The organism is Roseibium sp. LAB1 (assembly GCF_054658235.1).
This window is the reverse complement of sequence record NZ_BAAGIB010000001.1, coordinates 265,773-284,550: the sequence shown is the minus strand read 5'-3', so window position 1 is coordinate 284,550 and position 18,778 is coordinate 265,773. Positions and strand designations below refer to the sequence as shown.

Annotated in this window: 15 protein-coding genes; 9 read left to right on the top strand and 6 right to left on the bottom strand. The window is 58.1% G+C overall.

Going from position 1 to position 18,778, the window contains the following annotated elements; genetic code table 11:
- Positions 1-4 precede the first annotated feature (4 nt).
- The gene (locus ACYQ54_RS01270) at positions 5-1,642 is read right to left on the bottom strand and encodes a D-alanyl-D-alanine carboxypeptidase (RefSeq protein ID WP_460078607.1); all 1,638 of its coding nucleotides are present in this window, start codon (positions 1,640-1,642) and stop codon (positions 5-7) included.
- 655 nt (positions 1,643-2,297) lie between these two features.
- Here ACYQ54_RS01270 and ACYQ54_RS01265 point away from each other — a divergent pair.
- The 8 genes from ACYQ54_RS01265 to ACYQ54_RS01230 all read left to right on the top strand — a co-directional run bounded on the left by ACYQ54_RS01265 (position 2,298) and on the right by ACYQ54_RS01230 (position 10,708).
- On the top strand, positions 2,298-2,630 hold the full coding sequence (locus ACYQ54_RS01265; protein ID WP_460078606.1) for a phasin family protein: 333 nt from the start codon (positions 2,298-2,300) through the stop codon (positions 2,628-2,630).
- A 398-nt stretch (positions 2,631-3,028) separates the two neighbouring features.
- A complete protein-coding gene (gene clpS, locus ACYQ54_RS01260; RefSeq protein ID WP_460081642.1) occupies positions 3,029-3,361 on the top strand; it encodes an ATP-dependent Clp protease adapter ClpS in 333 nt (110 codons plus the stop codon).
- 12 nt (positions 3,362-3,373) lie between these two features.
- Positions 3,374-5,821: an ATP-dependent Clp protease ATP-binding subunit ClpA gene (gene clpA / locus ACYQ54_RS01255; RefSeq protein WP_460078604.1), complete on the top strand. Its 2,448-nt coding sequence runs from the start codon at positions 3,374-3,376 to the stop codon at positions 5,819-5,821.
- A gap of 244 nt (positions 5,822-6,065) precedes the next feature.
- Positions 6,066-6,770, top strand: a complete 705-nt coding sequence (locus ACYQ54_RS01250) for an SDR family oxidoreductase (protein WP_460078602.1) — start codon at positions 6,066-6,068, stop codon at positions 6,768-6,770.
- Between the two features lie 131 nt (positions 6,771-6,901).
- Positions 6,902-7,663 carry an AzlC family ABC transporter permease gene (locus tag ACYQ54_RS01245; protein ID WP_460078600.1) on the top strand — a complete coding sequence of 254 codons (762 nt, stop codon included), beginning with the start codon at positions 6,902-6,904 and terminating at the stop codon, positions 7,661-7,663.
- Complete coding sequence (locus tag ACYQ54_RS01240; RefSeq protein ID WP_460078598.1) at positions 7,663-8,037, top strand: AzlD domain-containing protein; 375 nt, start codon at positions 7,663-7,665, stop codon at positions 8,035-8,037. Before ACYQ54_RS01245 ends, ACYQ54_RS01240 begins: the two co-directional genes overlap by 1 nt.
- Positions 8,038-8,124: 87 nt before the next feature.
- Positions 8,125-8,775 carry a glutathione S-transferase family protein gene (locus ACYQ54_RS01235; RefSeq protein WP_460078595.1) on the top strand — a complete coding sequence of 217 codons (651 nt, stop codon included), beginning with the start codon at positions 8,125-8,127 and terminating at the stop codon, positions 8,773-8,775.
- A 319-nt stretch (positions 8,776-9,094) separates the two neighbouring features.
- Positions 9,095-10,708 (top strand): ABC transporter substrate-binding protein, encoded by a 1,614-nt coding sequence (locus tag ACYQ54_RS01230; RefSeq protein ID WP_460078593.1) that lies wholly within the window; start codon positions 9,095-9,097, stop codon positions 10,706-10,708.
- Between the two features lie 84 nt (positions 10,709-10,792).
- Here ACYQ54_RS01230 and ACYQ54_RS01225 read toward each other — a convergent pair whose 3' ends face one another.
- Together ACYQ54_RS01225 and ACYQ54_RS01220 are read right to left on the bottom strand one after the other, a co-directional pair.
- On the bottom strand, positions 10,793-11,221 hold the full coding sequence (locus ACYQ54_RS01225) for an HIT family protein (protein ID WP_460078590.1): 429 nt from the start codon (positions 11,219-11,221) through the stop codon (positions 10,793-10,795).
- Between the two features lie 201 nt (positions 11,222-11,422).
- The gene (locus tag ACYQ54_RS01220) at positions 11,423-11,800 is read right to left on the bottom strand and encodes an ArsR/SmtB family transcription factor (protein ID WP_460078587.1); all 378 of its coding nucleotides are present in this window, start codon (positions 11,798-11,800) and stop codon (positions 11,423-11,425) included.
- 39 nt (positions 11,801-11,839) lie between these two features.
- Here ACYQ54_RS01220 and ACYQ54_RS01215 point away from each other — a divergent pair, with 39 nt between their 5' ends.
- Positions 11,840-13,207: a pyridoxal phosphate-dependent decarboxylase family protein gene (locus ACYQ54_RS01215; RefSeq protein ID WP_460078585.1), complete on the top strand. Its 1,368-nt coding sequence runs from the start codon at positions 11,840-11,842 to the stop codon at positions 13,205-13,207.
- Between the two features lie 35 nt (positions 13,208-13,242).
- On the opposite strand, the gene ACYQ54_RS01210 is transcribed toward ACYQ54_RS01215, so the two are convergent.
- The 3 genes from ACYQ54_RS01210 to ACYQ54_RS01200 form a co-directional block, all read right to left on the bottom strand.
- Positions 13,243-13,998 carry a hypothetical protein gene (locus ACYQ54_RS01210; RefSeq protein WP_460078582.1) on the bottom strand — a complete coding sequence of 252 codons (756 nt, stop codon included), beginning with the start codon at positions 13,996-13,998 and terminating at the stop codon, positions 13,243-13,245.
- Positions 13,999-14,016: 18 nt separating this feature from the next.
- Positions 14,017-15,078 carry a hypothetical protein gene (locus ACYQ54_RS01205; RefSeq protein WP_460078580.1) on the bottom strand — a complete coding sequence of 354 codons (1,062 nt, stop codon included), beginning with the start codon at positions 15,076-15,078 and terminating at the stop codon, positions 14,017-14,019.
- Positions 15,079-15,307: 229 nt separating this feature from the next.
- The gene (locus ACYQ54_RS01200) at positions 15,308-18,727 is read right to left on the bottom strand and encodes an acyl-[ACP]--phospholipid O-acyltransferase (RefSeq protein ID WP_460078577.1); all 3,420 of its coding nucleotides are present in this window, start codon (positions 18,725-18,727) and stop codon (positions 15,308-15,310) included.
- Between the last annotated feature and the right edge of the window lie 51 nt (positions 18,728-18,778).

Genomic DNA, 18,778 nt, shown 5'->3' with positions numbered 1-18,778 from the left:
GCGGTTACTGATAGATGGCGAAGCAAGCGTATTTTGCCTTTTTCAAGCTTTTGCAGGCATTCCACGCAGCTGTTTTGGTGTCGAAGCCGACGAACCGGGCCCGGTAAAGGGTCTGTCCGTTGGCGTCGACGGGTTCGGTGTAGGGGACCCGTCCACGCAGGGCGGATCCGGTCTTGGCCTTGGCGTTCTTCAGCATGGTGATGGCCTGGCCTTCGGATTCGGTCGCGGCGATCTGGACCTGCCAGCTCGGCTCGACATCGCGGGTATCACTTGTTGCAACCGTGACGCTGTCGTCATCGCTGCTGTTGTCTGCAGATACCGTTTCCGGTGCTGCCACCGTTTCGACCGGCGTAGAGTTGATTGCGATCGTCTGGACGGAAACCGTCTTGACCGGCTGCGAGGAGCTGACAGAGCGCTTCCCGTTGTCCGCCTTCACGACCTCGGCTCTTGCGGCTTCAATCAGCGCAGTTCGCGAAATAGAGTTGGTGTTCAGCGGCTCGTCCGGGCTTGAGGGCGGGATCGGCGGCAGGGCTGTCGCGACCGCAAAGGTGCTGTCGAACCGCTGCTTGACCAGTTTCGGCGGCAATGGAACGTCGTTGCCAAAGCCGGGAACCGGGTCCGCAGCCTGGGTTGATGCCATGACAGGGGCATTCGATGCAGTGACCGGGAGCGGCGCGGGAGCCGGCATCGGAATAGCTGCCGGGTCGGAAGGCGCGGTGAACGCCAGGACCATCGGCTCGCCGGCTGCCGGAGCAGGCTCGCTGCCGGGTTTGATATTCGGCAGGGGCGGGTTCTTGAGCGCGACGGCCACGAAGGTCGGTTCCGACGTATTCTGAACGATCAGCGGAGCGGTTTTCGGGCCTCGGCTTGCCTTGGGCAGGTAGGAGTTGATGAGCTTTGTCATCTGGGCATTGCGCGATGCGCCGGTTCTGCCGCCCATGACAACGGCCACGATGTGCCGACCATCCCGGTTGACGGACGTCACAAGGTTGAAGCCCGATGCCCGAATGTAACCTGTCTTGATGCCGTCGACGCCCTTTACGCGGCCAAGCAACTTGTTGTGGTTGCCATAGGTGCGGCCCTTGTATTTGTAGGCCCGGGTTTTGAAGTACCCGTAATACTGCGGGAACCGTTCCTGGATGGCGCGGCCAAGCGTTGCCATGTCCCGGGCGGTCGTGCGCTGACGGTTGTCCGGCAGGCCATGCGGATTGCGGAAGGTGGTTTTCGACATGCCGATCTGACGCGCGGTGCGAGTCATGCGTTCGGCAAATTTCTTCTCCGAGCCACCAAGGTTCTCCGCGATCACGGATGCAACGTCGTTAGCGGATTTGGTAACGAGTGCGAGGATCGCGTCCTTGACCTTGATCGTGCCGCCAGGCTTGAGGCCCAGCTTGGAGGGCGGCCGTGCAGAGGCGTAGCTGGAAACACTCAGGTTGGAGTCCAGCGACAAGCGTCCGGCTTCCAGTTCCTCGAACACCAGGTACAGGGTCATGATCTTGGTGAGCGAAGCCGGATACCGGTAGGCATCGGCCGAAGAGGAGTAAAGTGTCTTGCCGGTTTTGGCGTCGACGACGATGCCCGCATATTTCGGGTTGGCCATCGCTGTTGCGGGGACCCCCAGGAGCACAAGGCCGAGGGTCAAGATCTTTGCCGTGCGGGCGAGAGCCCGAGCTTTGCGAAAAATACGCATCCCAAACACAATTACTATCCCATTCCGGGTCACGTGGTTCGTATCTGGAGCGGCGCGGTTCGGATCTTAACCCCCTGCGATTCAAAGCCGCTGCCCCGTTGTTCTCCATTCATTTGATGGAATCACGGTTACGAATGGGTAAATGAATGATCGAAAAACCACTTAAAAAAATAGTTTTTTGTTAGAGTTAATCGTTGGTTAAGATGGTGTGGAGCGTTTCGGGAAAGAATTTATGGTTATCAATTCTTTTCTGTGGTCGTTTTATTGGTTAAATGTTTGTTTATTTTTGATGTCTGTTGTTTCGGCGTTGGCCACATGAAAGCATGTCTTCCGTTTCTTGCTGTCTTTTTGAAAGATTCATCCTTTTGATTATTGATAACACCCCTGTGCAGATCGGGGGATGTTCGTTGGAGAGCTCAGCGGTTTACGTTATGTAAGGATTGTCAATTTCGCGTAATGGTTGTTTTTGCAATGCAAAATCACCTTGACAGTTATTGTGCAGTGCATTACGACAAAATCCCGTAAGGTAACGCGATATGCGCGCCGGGCCGCCCCATAAGGCCGATGCATGGGATTGGAAACCGGTTCGCCGGAAAAGGGCAGAAAAATGATGAACAATTTTGATGAACTGCAGAAGATGAGCAAAGACAACATGGATATGGCCATGGCGTCTTTTGGCTCCGTCAGCAAGGGTTTCCAGGCCATCGCCGCTGAAGTGGCCGACTATCAGAAAAAATCCTTCGAGGAGAGCTCTGCAGCTGTCGAGAAGCTCGTGTCTTCCAAGTCCCTCGACAAGGCATTCGAAGCTCAGGCCGACTACGTCAAAACCGCTTACGAAGGTTTTGTCGGTGAGATGACAAAGATCGGTGAAATGGTCACCGACATGTCCAAGGATGCCTACAAGCCTTACGAAGGCGTGATGGGCAAGCTTGCAAAATAAGATTTCCTTTTAGCTGTCGCAGGACAGCTTGAAGTTCGAAACCCGGCTCTGGTGAGCCGGGTTTTTTCGTATATGCACAGATTTACCGGTGCTCAGCCATTCAGCCTACCTTTTGCGGACGCATTTCGAAATGCGTTCTCTTGCCACCTTTTATTCATTTTCAGGAAACCTACATTCACCTTGACCGGCAGCGCTGGGACCACAAATGCGCTGTTGACCTTTATGTTGATGAAATCGACCATTGCGCGAGCGCGGCTTGCGCGGCAGGATTACCACTGAGAATGCGTATTCGCGGCGCAGTCCGTGCTGCGGAAAGCTCTGGACCAGTTGCGCAGGGCAGTTTGTTCAGGATTCTAAATTTGGTGATGGCCGGAGTGATAGAGGCAAAAGAAACGGCAATGTCAGCGGGCTCTGATTATGACAATGACGGTGGCGACGCCGGAACGGTTGTTGTCACCCGTACCAAAACAGTAACCAAGCGGCCAAATCTCTATCGTGTGCTGCTATTGAACGATGACTACACTCCGATGGAGTTCGTCATTCACGTTGTGGAGAACTTCTTCCAAAAAAACCGCGAAGAGGCGACCCGCATTATGCTGCATGTTCACCATCACGGCGTCGGGGAATGCGGGATTTATTCCTACGAGGTCGCGGAGACGAAAGTCACCCAGGTGATGGATTTCGCGCGCAAGCATCAGCATCCGTTGCAATGCGTCATGGAAAAAAAGTGAGGACAAACGCACGTGCCTTCCTTCTCACGCAGTCTTGAAAAAGCTCTCCACCAGGCTCTGGCTTTCGCCAATGAGCGGCAACAGGAATATGCAACGCTGGAGCATCTCCTGCTGGCCTTGCTGGACGACCAGGACGCGGCTGCGGTCATGCGGGCTTGCAACGTGGATCTGGAAACGATCCGTCGCAACCTGGTTGAATATATCGAAACCGAACTGGACAACCTTGTCACCGACAGTGACGAGGATTCCAAGCCAACCGCCGGCTTCCAGCGTGTCATTCAGCGGGCGGTCATACACGTCCAGTCATCCGGCCGCGAAGAGGTGACCGGCGCCAACGTTCTCGTCGCAATCTTCGCCGAGCGCGAAAGCCATGCCGCTTATTTCCTGCAGGACCAGGACATGACCCGTTACGACGCGGTCAACTATATCTCGCACGGCATTGCCAAACGTCCCGGCATGTCCGAGGCCCGTCCAGTCGAAGGGGCGGATGAAGAAGATGTGATGCCCGGAGCTGAAACCGAGAAGAAGTCCAGTCAGAAGACGGACGCTCTTGAAGCTTACTGTGTCAATCTCAACACCAAGGCCACCAACGGCAAGATCGATCCGCTGATTGGACGCGATACCGAAATTTCGCGCACGATCCAGATCCTGTGCCGCAGGTCGAAGAACAATCCGCTCTTCGTCGGCGACCCAGGTGTCGGCAAGACCGCCATTGCGGAAGGCCTGGCCCATCGGATCGTCAATGGTGATGTGCCGGATGTCCTGAAGGATGCCACGATCTTCTCGCTCGACATGGGCTCGTTGCTGGCCGGTACCCGCTATCGCGGCGATTTCGAGGAACGCCTCAAACAGGTGGTCAAGGAAATCGAGGATTATCCGGGCGCGGTGATGTTCATCGACGAGATCCATACGGTGATCGGCGCTGGTGCAACTTCGGGCGGGGCGATGGATGCATCCAACCTCCTGAAGCCGGCGCTTGCGTCCGGTGCAATCCGGTGTATCGGTTCGACGACCTACAAGGAGTACCGGCAGTTCTTCGAGAAGGACCGGGCGCTGGTTCGTCGGTTCCAGAAGATCGACGTCAACGAGCCGTCGATCCCGGATGCCATCGACATCCTGAAAGGTCTGAAGCCTTATTTCGAGGACTTCCACAAGGTTCGTTACACCAACGATGCCATCAAGGTGGCCGTGGAACTGTCAGCGAAATACATTTCCGACCGCAAGCTGCCGGACAAGGCGATCGACGTGCTGGACGAAACCGGTGCCTCGCAGATGCTGGTTCCGGAAGCTCGCCGCCGCAAGACCATTGGCGTGAAGGAAATCGAGAACACGATTGCCACCATGGCCAGAATCCCGCCGAAGTCCGTCTCCAAGGACGATGCTGAGGTTCTTGAAAACCTCGGCAAGGATCTGAAGCGGGTCGTCTATGGCCAGGACGAGGCCATCGGAACGCTGGCGTCGGCCATCAAGCTGGCGCGTGCTGGCCTGCGTGAGCCGGACAAGCCGATCGGCAGCTATCTGTTCTCCGGTCCGACCGGTGTCGGCAAGACGGAAGTTGCGCGACAGCTGGCTTCTTCGCTGGGTGTCGAACTGATCCGTTTCGACATGTCCGAGTATATGGAGCGGCACACCGTGTCGCGCCTGATCGGCGCGCCTCCGGGCTATGTCGGTTTTGACCAGGGCGGTTTGCTGACCGACGGTGTCGACCAGCATCCACATTGCGTGCTGCTGCTGGACGAAATCGAGAAGGCCCATCCGGACCTGTTCAACATCCTGCTGCAGGTGATGGATCACGGCAAACTGACCGACCACAACGGCAAGCAGGTCGATTTCCGCAATGTCATCCTGATCATGACCACCAACGCCGGTGCTGCGGACATGGCCAGGATGCCGGTTGGCTTCAACCGTGTGAAGCGGGAAGGTGATGATGCGGAGGCGATCAACAAGCTGTTCACGCCGGAATTCCGCAACCGCCTCGATGCGATCATTCCGTTCGGCAACCTGCCGATGGAAGTCGTCTACAAGGTGGTCGAGAAGTTCGTCATGCAGCTTGAAGTTCAGCTGGCTGACCGCGGCGTAACCTTCGAGCTGACCGAAGATGCCGTCAAATGGCTCGCCGACAAGGGTTATGACAGCCAGATGGGCGCTCGCCCGCTTGGGCGGATTATCCAGGAGCACATCAAGCGGCCATTGGCCGACGAGGTGCTGTTCGGCAAGCTGAAGAAGGGCGGAATGGTCAAGGTCACCGTGTCCGAGGACGGCAAGGGCCTGCTTCTGGAAAGCATCGAGGAGCGGGCGACACCGCCGAAAGCCAAGGCCAAGACGGAAGCCAAGCCGAAACCGAAGCGGCGTCGCAAACCCGCTGCCAAGGCAGCGGCTGCCAAGGATACCAAACCGCCTGCAGGCAAAAGCGGCCCGTCCAAGAAGAGCCTTGTCCCCAAGGTGCCGCTGGCCGATTGAGCCACAGCAAAATCAGATCAGAAAGGCCCCGGAGAGATCCGGGGCCTTTTTGTATTCGAGCTGCGGACAAGAGTGAGGACGCAGGATGTTGAGAGGACCTGGTTCGAAGGTCCGGACTTGTTGCTCGGGGCACGCGCCGCACGTGTTCTCATTCATGTTTGGAATTGAAAGCATTCAGGAAAATCATTTGCAGACGCCGGGCCACACGCCTAGCAAAGAAGCAGATATTTTCGGGAGAACGGATATGAGCGATAACAAGGTTGCCATGATCACCGCAGGCGGATCCGGCATGGGGGCCGATGCAGCAAGGCGGCTTGCTGCGGACGGGTTCCGGGTTGCAATCCTGTCGGCGTCCGGCAAGGGGGAAGCGCTCGCACATGAGTTGGGCGGGGTGGGGTTCACCGGGTCCAATCTTGTTGCGGACGACCTGACCTCCTTTGTCAGCAAGACCTTGGACTTCTTTGGCCGGATTGATGTTCTGGTCAATTCGTCCGGCCACGGCCCGAAAGGCGATATTCTGGAAATCTCCGACGAGGACTGGCACCTTGGTATGGATTATTACCTGATGAACGTCATTCGCCCGGCGCGCCTCGTCGCCCCGGTTATGGCGGCACAAGGTGGTGGCACAGTGATCAACATCTCCACCTTCGCCACTTTCGAGCCGGACCCGATGTTTCCGACCTCCGGTGTGTTCCGGGCGGGGCTTGCCAGCTTCACCAAGCTGTTTGCAGACAAGTTCGCGGCCGAGAACGTGCGCATGAACAACATCCTGCCGGGTTTCATCGACAGCCTGCCGGAGAAGGAAGATCGCCTGGCCCGGATCCCCATGGGCCGCTACGGCCGCGCAGACGAGATTTCCGGTCTGATCGCCTACCTGGCCAGCGAGGAAGCCGCTTACATCACGGGCCAGAACATCCGCATCGATGGCGGGCTGACGCGGTCGGTGTAGTCTGTGCAGGGAGCCGGCAAGGGGAGACGAGTAGTTCGTGAACCGAACTCTTTCGCCCTTTGGTGCTCTGGACAGAAATTCTCCAAAAAGGTAAGGCTACCTTACTAACTGCCCAGAGATGAGTCAGCTTCATGACGGCTCCTGATCAGCCAGAAACCATCCCAAAACCTCACGACACACCAGAACCTGCCCGGGTCTGGTTGGGGCGCGGCGCACGCGCGGCGGTGTCTATTCCAGCGTTCATTCTGACTGCGGCGTTTGTCGGGTATGCAGGTCTTGCCCGGGAGACCGGACTGACGCTTGTCGAGACGCTGGCGATGACCGGCTTAGTGTGGGCGCTGCCTTCCATTGTGGTTCTGACCGGTGCCATATCCTCCGGAATGGGGATGATCCCGGCGGGCATTGCCGTAGCACTTGCCTCTGTCCGTCTGATGCCGATGACCATGGCCTTGATGCCTCTGGTCAAGGTGCCCGGCAAGACAAAGACCTGGCAACTTTTGCTCGCGTCCCATTTCGTGGCAGTGACGGCGTGGGTGTTTGCGATGAAGCATCTGCCGGATATGCCAAGGGAAGGGCGTCTGCCGTTTTTCCTCGGTTTCGGCGGGGCGGTGACCAGTTTCGTATTCTGCATGACCGGTGTCTCCTATCTGCTGGTGGAGAGCATGCCGGACATGGTGGCGGGGGCCTTGTTCCTGCTGACGCCGGTCTATTTCCTGTGTTCCCTCTGGGGGGCTGCACGGCTTAATGCGGACCGGGTGGCCATGGTTGCCGGGCTGTTGCTCGGACCCGTCTTCTTCAGCTATCTGCCCGGCCTTGACCTGCTCTGGACCGGGCTCGTGGGCGGAACGATTGCCTACATCGGTACGCGGATCATGCGCAGGGGGCTGTCGTGATGGATGGATCGACGGCAGGGGGACTGATTTCCGAAACCTGGTGGCCTCTGGTGATGATCATCGTGGCCGGCTGGTTTGCAACCGATGTCTGGCGGTGGCTTGGTGTCTTTGCCGGTGGCAGGCTGCGTGAAGACGGCGAACTGCTGATCTGGGTGCGCTGCGTCGCGACCGCGCTTGTTGCCGGTGTGATTTCAAAGCTGATCCTGTTTCCTCAAGGCGTATTGGCCGACACGCCGCTCTGGCTGCGTCTGGCTGCAGCCGCCTTCGGGTTCGCGTCCTTTTTTGCTGCCCGCCAACGTGTTTTTGTCGGTGTTCTGGCGGCGGAAGTTTTCCTTGTTGCCGGCTGGTTACTATTCGACACGATGACGCCCTGAGCCAAAGCGATTTTCCCGGGTTCACTTGCCGGCCAGATGGGCTAGGTTGAAGAGGACGGTGATTGCACCCGGTCAAGGGAGAGGACAATGGCGGATCAGGTCGAACTTTTTTACGCACCTCAAACGCGGGCCACGGGCGTACGCGTACTTCTGGAAGAACTGGGTGCGCCTTACAAGCTGAACGTACTCAACCTGAAACTGGGTGAAAACCGGACGCCGCAGTACCTTGCTGTAAACCCGGCAGGAAAAGTGCCGGCGTTGCGTGTCGGAGAGGCCGTGATCACGGAACAGGTCGCGATCTATATCTATCTGGCTGATCTTTTTCCGGAAAAAGGCCTGACGCCTGCTCTCGATGATCCGATGCGCGGACCGTACCTGCGCTGGTTCGTGCACATGGCGTCCTGTTTTGAGCCGGCGCTGATAGATCGCGCGCTCAAGCGCGAAGAACCGCCGCAGTCCATGTCGGCTTATGGTTCCTTCGACACCGTCATGGAAAACATGCGTGCCCAATTGGCCAAGCGGCCCTACGTCCTTGGGGAGCAGATGACGGCCGTCGATGTGCTGTGGGGTATGGGGCTGCGGTGGGGCATGATGTTCGGCATCGTTCCGGATTTTGATGAGTTCAAGGCCTATATCGAGCGCTTCGCCGAGCGGCCCTCTGTGGTCAAGGTGCTGCAGGAAGACCAGAACATGGCCAGGGAACAGGAGGAAGCGGCTGTCCAGGCTGGTGTTGCCTAGGCTGCTTCTGCTCTGTCTGTCATACCTTGAGGCTCATCTCGCCGCGCATCTCCTGCAGGGAGGCTCTCCCTTGAGCCGGCACTTTGGCGCGTGTCTTCAATTGCGCTTGTTTCATCTGAACAGCCTGAAAGTGTCGTCACCTTCATTCGTATTCCTGACAGGACAAAATTTTGCTGCGCACTATCTACAGATGTGTCGTTTTTGGGTCACTAAACTTCGAATGGAAGATGATCGGAAATTTCGTGACCGACCTAAAGTTAACGATTGAAAACAGGTCGCAGGCCAAAAGGGTGACTGTCAACTTGGAGGTAATCTGACGATGAAGGACAAGTTCAAAGATGCGGAAATGCTGGAAAAACTGGCTGACGCCGCAAAGGCGGGCCGCATTTCCCGCCGCGATTTTCTGAATTATTCCATGGCCGCCGGGGTTGCGGCCTCCGCAGCAACGGGACTTTGGACGACCAGTGCCAGGGCGCAACCGAAGCAGGGCGGGACCTTCAAGGTCGGTATCCACGACGGCAATACCTCAGACACCCACGATCCGGGCACCTATCTCACCATCGCCATGATCGTTCTGGCGCATACTCATCGCAGCTACCTGACACTGATCGAGCCGGACGGATCTTTGGGACCTGACATTGCCACCGAGTGGTCGGCGAATGCGGATGCGACGGAGTGGACCTTCAAGCTCAACGAGAATGTCACCTTCCACTCGGGCCGCAAGATGACCGCTGATGATGTCATTGCATCGATGAACCATCACCGCGGAGACGCTACAACATCGGCGGCCAAGGCGCTGCTGACCGATGTCGAGGACATCGTCAAGGACGGCGACAATGCGATTGTCTTCAAGCTGTCGTCGGGCAATGCCGATCTGCCGTGGCTGATGACCGATTACCATCTCGCGATCTGCCCTGCGAATGAGGATGGTACGATCGACTGGGCGTCAGGTGATGGCACCGGGCCCTACAAGATCGATACCGGCGACTTCGGCGTCAGGTTCTCGTTGACGCGGCATGAAGGCTGGCATCTCGATGGTGCGCATTTCGACGGAGTGGACCTGATCGTCCTGACCGATCCTAACGCCCGTCAGACGGCCCTGGTCACTGGCGATGTTGATGCAGTATCGCTCATCGACCTGAAGACCATGGCGCTGCTCGAGCGGAACCCAAACCTGGTGATCGACAATGTGCCGTCTGCCTCGACGCTCACAATGCCGATGTTCTGCGACACACCTCCGTTCGACAACAAGGATGTTCGCAATGCACTCAAGCTCGCGATGAACCGGGATGAGATCATCGAGAAGATCGCCTTTGGTGCCGCAACCAAGGCAAACGATTTCCACCATTCCCCGGCCATGCCCTATTGGCCGGATGACATTCCCCAACACGACTACGATCCGGACCAGGCAAAATCGCTGTTGAAGAAGGCTGGGGCCGAAGGCCTGTCCATCAGCATTTCCTCGGCAGATTCCATCTATTCCGGAGCGGTCGATCTGTGTGTTCTTTATGCCGAACACGCCAGGGCGGCCGGCATTGACATCAAGGTCGTGCGTGAACCCAACGACGGCTATTACTCGGATGTCTGGCTGAAGAAGCCATTCTGTGTGGTGGCCTGGGGCGCGCGTCCGACCCCGGACGTGATGTATTCCCTGGCCTACAAGTCGGACGCCGCCTGGAACGAGAGCCATTGGCAGAACGAACGTTTCAACGAGCTGCTGTTGATGGCAAAGGCCGAATTGGACGACACCAAACGGGCGGAAATGTACCGGGAAATGGCCTTGCTCGCGCATGACGACGGCGGCACGATCATCCCGTTCTTCCGCAATTTCGTCTATGCCCGCCGAAGCAACGTCCAGCACGGCGACCAGCTGGCGTCGAGCTGGGAGCTCGATGGCGCCCGGGCTTGCAGCCGCTGGTGGTTCGACAGCTGATCCAATATCACAAAGGAAGCGCCCGCACGGTCCGTAGCCTGCGGGCGCTTTTTTGTCTTGAAGGAGAGGCTGTCCAGTCCCTGGTCAGGCCAGGGCTGCCCGGATCTTTTCAGCCTGGGTGGCCAGGAGGTCGTTGTCGGCCATTGCGCCCGTATGGGGCTTCAGTGACACGCCGTCGAAGCGCGGAATGACGTGGACATGGGTGTGGAACACCACCTGGCCACCTGCAGGCTCGGAGAACTGCTGGATGGTTGAGCCATCCGCATCGAAGGCCTTGATCACCGCCCTTGCCATCATCTGGGTCGTTGCCATCACCGCGTTTAGATCATCCTGGGCGATATCCAGAATGTTGCGGGAAGGGGCTTTCGGGATCACCAGAACATGACCGTCGCCGCAGGGCATGATGTCCATGATCACCAGTGTCTTGTCGTCTTCGTATATCTTGTGGCTCGGCAGTTCGCCGCGCAGGATTTTGGCAAAGACATTCTGGTCGTCATAAGCAGGTGCGGACATGGGTGATTTCCTGTCTGATAGGCAAAAGTTTTCGCGATGCGTTGGCACGAGACAAGTTGCCCTAACACTGTAGGGCCGATCCACGGACCATCAATCGATTCCGATAACGCGTTCTTTCTGATCTAGTCCGAGATTGCCTGCAGCTGCAAGCCGCGACGTGCCCCATGACTGCTCGGCCCGGTTTACTCTCTGACGCGGATTTCAGGAAATGGTTTCGGCGGCCTGTCGACCAGCGCTTGAGGCTTCGGGATCGATTTGCGATGCGGATGTGATGGTCAGTCCCACATTTGCAAGTCTTGTCCGGTCGGGTTTGTAGAACATCCAGTTGCCGATCCGCTTGCTGGTCACCAGTCCGGCTTCCGACATCTTCTTCATGTGCGAACTGACGGTCGGTTGGCTGAGCCCGACCTTATCGGTGATGAAGCCGACACAAACACCGTCTTCCACCAGATCTCCATCCCGCTGAGGGGGGAAATTGACGCGCGGGTTGAGCAGCCACAAAAGGATCTGCAGCCGCACGGGACTCGCCAGTGCCGCCATCGCAGTTGCATTTGACTTGATATCCATATTGATATTCATCTATATAGAAACTCTTCGATATAGAATGGTGGTTCGGACATGGAAAATAGCCTTCTAGGCCTTCAAGCGGAAGCCTTTTCAAACGGTGCAGCGCGAGGTGCCCGTTATCTGAAACAATTGCCTGACCGGCGCGTCGATCCTGATGTGTCCCGTCTGGCCGAGCTCGATCCCGGATTGCCGGAGCAAGGGCTGGACCTCGACACCGTGCTCGATCTTCTGGAGACGGTGGGCGGTGAAGGGACGGTAGCGACAGCCGCGGGCCGATATTTCGGTTATGTTCTTGGCGGCGCCTTGCCAGCGGCATCTGCAGCCCGAGCCTTGCTCTCAGCGTGGGATCAGGTTGCCGACGGTCTGACCGGACCCTCTGTCATCAAGATGGAAGAAGCCGCTGTTTCCTGGATCGTGAAGCTTCTGGAGTTGCCTCACGGCACCGATGGTGCCTTTACCACCGGGGCGACCATGTCCAACATGGCGCTTATGGTCACCGCGCGCGATACGCTGCTGTCTCGACTTGGTCATGAAAGAGGCGAGGGGCTGATCGGTGCACCGGCGTTGCGGATTGTCGCCAGTGCGGAAATCCATGCAACAGTGCTGAAATCCCTGCGAATGGCTGGACTTTCCACCAAATCCATCGAGTGGGTGGAGGTAGACGATCAGGGCCGGATGCGGATCGACAAACTGCCTCCACTGGATGATCGCACTTTGGTCTTGTGTCAGGCGGGAAATGTCTGCAGCGGTGCTTCCGATCCATTTGACGAACTGGGTGACAGGTGTATTGCCGCCGGTGCCTGGCTTCATGTGGATGGAGCGTTCGGGCTCTGGGCACGAGCCTGCAGCGAGACTGCATCGGCCCTCAAGGGGCTGGAGAAAGCGGATAGCTGGGTTGTCGACAGCCACAAGACGCTCAACACCCCCTATGATTCAGGGCTGGCTCTGTGCCGCCATCCGCAGGAATTGCAGGCATCCATGGCGATCGGGGCGACCTATTTGCCTGCGACCGTTTCGAATCCGGCTAACCGGGCACCCGAGTTCAGCCGATCCGCACGTGGGGCTGAAACCTGGGCGGCACTCCTGTCACTTGGCCGGCAAGGTCTCGACGATATGTTGAGCGGCTTTCACGATCATGCCAGGCGGATCTCAAGGGACTTGACGGCCCTCGGGTTCGAGGTGCCGCACGACATACATTTCAATCAGGTGTTTGCAACGCTGCCGGGTGCCGAAGATGCGTGTGCGCGCATTGCGGGCCACGTGCAGGCATCCGGTGAAGCCTGGTTCGGTCAGGCATCCTGGCAGGGTCGGAAAGGCTTTCGCATCAGCGTTTCGAATTGGTCTACCCGGACGGAAGACGTCGACCGGCTTATTGCAGCTGTCGCCGAAGCCAAGGCCGAGGTGATGGCCTTCACTTGAAAATGGCCGGTTGAATGAAACAGGCGCGACCCTGGTCAGATCCGTTCCGGCCACAGATATGACAGGGTCGCGTTGGAGCGCATGACCACGAATTCCTCGCGCTTTTTCCACTGCCCGAAAACGTTGATCTCGGTGACCGAACAATTGCCGTGCTGACGCCTCAAAGGATCGCAGGCCCGGGCTGCCGAGGCATAAAGTTTTGCCCGGCGGCTCTTGAATTCGTTCAACCAGGCTTCGGCATAGATCCCGGCACTTTCCAAAAGGTCTGCCTCGACTTCCTGATAGTTTAGAGGTTTTTCCGTTCTGAAAGTGCCGGGTTCCCGCTTTTCAAGGAACTGAAGCTGCATCCTGATCTCGGCAAAATTCGGATCGTCCTTGAATTGCTTGGCTTTCGTCAGCTTCACCCGGCAACTGGATGCAATCGTCTTGATCAGGAGCCTGCATTCCGCTTCCGCGATCTTGGGTGCCTGTCCTGAAATGAACACTTCGATCATGTCCATGTCGGCGGGGGCGCCTGTTTCCTTCAATAGTTCTTTTACCGAGACGGGGATGACGACGTTGGCCACCCGGCCTGCATCAAGGCTCTTGAAGTCGGTGAGGGCGATGTAACCATCTTTAAAGGAACCGGCTGATCCATGCCGGGCATTGTGTACCGTTGCCTGTCCCTCGAGCGGATCGCTCTTGAAGCCGAAAACTGTGTTGGCGACATTGGCAACACTGAACATGATGTAGCCGTAGTACATCGTAACGGCAAAGAAGATGACGCCGCAGGCGATTTGAAGGATACGCATTGGGACTGTTCCCTTTGACTATGACCCGGAATTTGATTTGGCGGCTTGTCCGCGGCCGAGGGCCTTGTCGACAAGTGGCCTGATCTGCGCCATCGCCTTTTCCTCATAGCCGGCCTTGTCGGCAACCGCGATGTTCTTGACGGGTGTCATGATGACGAGTGAGCCACCCAGAGGTCGAAATGGGATCCGCTCCTCCAGGCTCGGTGGCAGCGGGCCTACCAGTACATGGGTGGACCGCTCCACACCCGCGACGTTCTGCTCGCTTCTTATGCCGAAGGCACTGCGGAACCAGTTGTCATACTTGCGGTAGGCTGCCTTGTTCTTTGCGACTGGCTCTTCATGAAGGCTCGGGTTTTCCTTGGCGTTTCTAACAAAGAGCCAGTGGTCCTGCATCTTTCGCCAGGGTTGCACTCCGCAGGAACGAAGAGTTCTCGCGCCCACCATTTCCACCGGTACGTCCGGGTCCAGATTGGCGAAGGCGATGTCACCGACACCAAGAGCTACAACGTGGGAGATGCGGGCACCCGGGGCCAGATGTATGTTCCAGAGGATCTTGCCAAATTCGTTTTGCAGGATCAGGTAGACCGGTTTCGCCGTTTCCGTAACGACGACGTCAACAACGGGAAAGCTGTCGTCCTTGGCGCTGAGAACCATGGTGTCGACGCGGATTTTCCTGGGGTCATCATTCGGCTTTTGCGCGTTCTCCGCCAGTTTCTGGGCCCGATCTCGCACCTTTGTTTTCGACCAGGTGTAGATTGGCGCGTGCATGTTGCCCGTGCCGACGTGAACATTGCCGATGTATTCCCCGTGGTTCGGTTTGCGAAACCGGCAGAAGGCAGACGGTTGCCGCATGACCACCTTCGATGGAAGATCGGAGTTCAAGGTGGTTTCCTGGTACCCCGTGACCGCGGACTGGATCCAATGCGGAGTTCCGTCTTCCGCGACAAGGACGCCAGGGCTTGCCTTGTAACCGCGCATGTCCCTTTTCAGACCACTTTGCGGATCTCCGGATGGGACGTTGTCAGTGCAGGCGAGCAAGCCGAAACACAAGGCAACGGCAACTCCTCTTGTAAAACGCATTCGCAGTCTCCGGAGGTTTCTGACGATGGATATGCGTTCACAGGTTGTACCGTTCCCGTTAAGGTTTAGTTTCGCCGTAGGGGCAACATTTGCGATTTTTGCGGATTAAATCCAGAAATTTACGGACGACGTCTTTCCTGCGATTCAGAAAAGCGTTTCTAGGTAAGATAAAAGGACATGAAAGACAGTATACACCCCGGCCTGCTTATTCGCAGGCCGGGTTGTGGTGTCAGGCAGCTTCACCCAGCTGCGGTTCGGGATTGACCAGTTTTGCAACCCCGGCGAAGTCCAGCTTTCCTGAGCCAAGAACCGGGACCTTGGGCACGACACGGACTTCTGCCGGTATCATCAGATCCTGCGCTCCACGGGCTTTCGCCCCTTCAACGAAGGCAGCCCTGTCCGCGTCCGGATTTTCCGTAACCAGTACCAGCTTCTCGCCCTTGCGTGGGTCCTTGATGGCGGCGACGGCGGACAGGTGTTGCGGCCAGATCTGGCCTGCCAATGCTTCCACGGCGGACAGCGAGACCATTTCACCTGCGATCTTGGCAAAGCGCTTGGCGCGGCCCTTGATGATGATGTAGCCGTCGGCGTCGATCTCGACGATGTCGCCGGTGTCGTGCCAGCCATCGACAAGCGCTTCGACAACGCCCGGGTTGTCGGCTTTCAGGTAACCGACCATGACGTTCGGGCCCGCAACATGAAGCCGGCCACCGGTTTCCACACCTGGCACAGGTTCAAGGCGTGCCTTCATGCCGGGCATGAGTTTGCCGACCGTACCCGGACGGTTGTACATCGGCGTGTTGAGCGCGATGACAGGCGCTGTCTCTGTCACGCCGTAACCTTCCAGCACACGCAGGCCGAAGCGTTCCTGGTAGATCTGCCTGGTTGACGGTTTCACCGGCTCCGCACCTGCAAAACAGTAGCGCAGGGAGCGGAAGTCATAGGCATGGGCGACACGGGCGTAACCGTTCAGGAAGGTGTCCGTGCCGAACAGGATCGTTGCATTGGAGGTGTAGATCAGCTCCGGAACGATCCGGTAATGCAGGGGGGAGGGATAGAGATAGACCGGCACTCCGGAAATCAACGGCAGGATGGTGCCCGCCGTCAGGCCGAAGGAATGGAACATGGGCAGGACGTTGAACACCTTGTCGTTCGGTGTGAAGTCTATTCTGGCCGCAGCCTGGGTGGCGTTGGACAGGATATTCCTGTGGGTCAGGACAACACCCTTCGGTGTTCCCTCCGAACCTGACGTGAACAGGATCACCGCGGTATCATCCGCCCGGCGGTGCACCAGGGGACGGCTTTTCGTCAGAAGACCGCGCATCTTGTCGATAAAGCCGATTTCGGCGCGCAGGTCCTCCATCCAGATGATGCGGACGTGTTTTTCAAGGTTTGAGGCCAGTTGCTCCAGCCGGGCCTGCTTGACGAAGGCGCGGGAGGACAGCAGCGTGCGGACTTCTGCTGCCCGGCAGGCGGCAAGAATGTTTTCCTGCCCGGCGGTGAAGTTGATCATGGCGGGGACCTTGCCGGCGGACATGGTCGCCAGCACGGTTACGGCGGCTCCATTGGCATTGGGCAGCATGATGCCAAGAGTATCTTCGCCCCTGGTGTGCTGCAGCAGCTTGCGGCCGAGAACGGAAACGCCCGTCAGAAGCTTGCCAGCACTCAGCTTGCCGGTCACCGGATCTTCTACCGCCAGTTTGCCGTAGCCGTGTTCGCCGGCCGTGGCGATCACCTTCTCCAGAATGGTAACGTCTTCCGTCAAGCTGGTTTCAAACATGAGTTCGGACATGACGCCATAGAGCTTTGCTCCGGCCGCAGCGCGGCGCTGACGGCCCTTGAGGTCGTCGTTGAGGTCCAGGCGGGTGGGCTCCATTATCGTCACCTTTACTTTGGGGAACAGGCGCTTGCGGATCTGGCTGGGGTTCAGGTAGGAGAAGGGCGTTTTTTCAAGGCCGTCGATGCGGATCGGAACGATCATCGCCCCGGTCTTGTCGGCCACCATGGCCGCACCGTCGTAGACCTTCATCAGGCTGCCGGTGACTGTCAGCCGGCCTTCCGGGAAGATCACCATAGGTTCGCCGGAATTGACCACCTTGATCAGTGCTCGGGTGGCCATGGGCTTTGACGGGTTGATCGGCAAAGCGTTTGCAAGGTGCAGAAAGGGTTTCACCCACCAGCGCCGGGCAATGTCGTAGTCGATGGCGAAGGACGGCTTCCTGTCGGTCAGGGTCAATGCCAGGCCAGCGTCCAGCAAACTGACGTGGTTCAGGGCCAGGATCGGGGCTTCGCCCGCTTTTTCCAGGTTTTCAAGTCCTTTGACTTCCATCCGGAAAACAGCGCGATAGAGAATGGAGATCGCGTCGCGCATCGGGTTCGTGGGCAGGGTCTTCAACATCACAAGCGCCGCGATCAGGTTCAGCCCGGCCAGCGCCAGGAAGATCGCGGGAACGGAAAAGCCGAGTTTCTGGGCGCCTGCGAGCAACAACCCGCCAACGGTCATCAGGGCAGCGCCAAGGGCGTTGGAGGCAGCAATCCGGCGGGCGCGCACGTCCGGCCGTGCCCAGGTCTGGAGTGCCGTGAAGGTGGGCACAACAAGCAGCGCACCGGAAATGGCAAGACCGGCCATGTCTATGCTGAGGCGCAGCACCCCCTCGTGCTTCAGGAAGTCCAGCAGGTTCGAGGCAGTTGTGGCCGCCGGCAAACCGGCCAGGGTCAGCGAGGCATCCAGGCAGAACAGCGCCAGCAAGAACGTGCCGACCGGTGCAGGCAGAAGGACAACACGGCCAGCCAGAAGCCAGGCGGCAATTGCCGAGCCGATGCCGATTGATACGGCGAAGACCGTCAGGAAGTAGGTGACCGCTATTTCTTCACCACCCAGGAAGGATTTGACCATCAATGGCAGAACAGCAAGCACCATGGCGCCAACCAGCCAGAACCAGGCGTTCATCAGGGCGGCCAGGAACAGGCGGCGGTCCGACGCCAGATCGCTCACAACACACCAGGTGGAGGTGATCAGGTTCCAGTCGACCGTCAGATTGGGGGCGGCTGCGGTTGCAGAAGGGATCTGACGGCTCAGCCCGTAACACCCGAGCGCCAGTGCGATCATGACCGGTGCAAAGGCCAGCTTAGGAGCACCAGTGCTGAAAAGAAGTCCCGCTGAAATCGTACCGCCCAGGATCGCCAGGAATGTTCCCGCCTCGATCCAGGCATTGGCACGTGGCAGGTCCGGAGCCGGCAGATGATCGGGGAGAAGGCCGTATTTGACCGGGCTGAACAGCGCCGACATGGCACCGAACACGAACAGGGCGGCAAAGAGAACGGGTAGGGATGACAAGGCCATGCCGGCGACCGCCAGCCCCGCGCCGGCAACTTCTGCAAGCTTGGTTGCACGGGCGATCCGCGCCTTGTCGAACTTGTCGGCAAGCTCACCCCCAAGTGCGGACAGAAGCAGGAAGGGAGCGATGAAAACCGCCCCGGCCAGGGTGATCAAGACGCCGGTGTTGCTACCATTCGCACCCTGTCCTCCGACCTGGAACAGCACCAGGAAAACCAGGGCGTTTTTGAGGAAGTTGTCGTTGAATGCGGAAAAAAACTGCGTCCAGAAGAGCGGAGCGAAACGCCGGGATGTCATCAGTGATGCGCTCATGAGGTCCTCCATCGAAGCTGCTGATTGCACGGCAGCTTCATAGCCTTCGGT

What these genes read in the sequence shown, in the direction of transcription:
- ACYQ54_RS01265 (WP_460078606.1), top strand. Translation starts at nt 2,298, where the DNA reads ATGATGAACAATTTTGATGAACTGCAGAAGATGAGCAAAGACAACATG.
- clpS (WP_460081642.1), top strand. Translation starts at nt 3,029, where the DNA reads ATGTCAGCGGGCTCTGATTATGACAATGACGGTGGCGACGCCGGAACG.
- ACYQ54_RS01250 (WP_460078602.1), top strand. Translation starts at nt 6,066, where the DNA reads ATGAGCGATAACAAGGTTGCCATGATCACCGCAGGCGGATCCGGCATG.
- ACYQ54_RS01245 (WP_460078600.1), top strand. Translation starts at nt 6,902, where the DNA reads ATGACGGCTCCTGATCAGCCAGAAACCATCCCAAAACCTCACGACACA.
- ACYQ54_RS01240 (WP_460078598.1), top strand. Translation starts at nt 7,663, where the DNA reads ATGGATGGATCGACGGCAGGGGGACTGATTTCCGAAACCTGGTGGCCT.
- ACYQ54_RS01235 (WP_460078595.1), top strand. Translation starts at nt 8,125, where the DNA reads ATGGCGGATCAGGTCGAACTTTTTTACGCACCTCAAACGCGGGCCACG.
- ACYQ54_RS01230 (WP_460078593.1), top strand. Translation starts at nt 9,095, where the DNA reads ATGAAGGACAAGTTCAAAGATGCGGAAATGCTGGAAAAACTGGCTGAC.
- ACYQ54_RS01225 (WP_460078590.1), bottom strand. Translation starts at nt 11,221, where the DNA reads ATGTCCGCACCTGCTTATGACGACCAGAATGTCTTTGCCAAAATCCTG.
- ACYQ54_RS01220 (WP_460078587.1), bottom strand. Translation starts at nt 11,800, where the DNA reads ATGAATATCAATATGGATATCAAGTCAAATGCAACTGCGATGGCGGCA.
- ACYQ54_RS01215 (WP_460078585.1), top strand. Translation starts at nt 11,840, where the DNA reads ATGGAAAATAGCCTTCTAGGCCTTCAAGCGGAAGCCTTTTCAAACGGT.
- ACYQ54_RS01210 (WP_460078582.1), bottom strand. Translation starts at nt 13,998, where the DNA reads ATGCGTATCCTTCAAATCGCCTGCGGCGTCATCTTCTTTGCCGTTACG.
- ACYQ54_RS01205 (WP_460078580.1), bottom strand. Translation starts at nt 15,078, where the DNA reads ATGCGTTTTACAAGAGGAGTTGCCGTTGCCTTGTGTTTCGGCTTGCTC.
- ACYQ54_RS01200 (WP_460078577.1), bottom strand. Translation starts at nt 18,727, where the DNA reads ATGAGCGCATCACTGATGACATCCCGGCGTTTCGCTCCGCTCTTCTGG.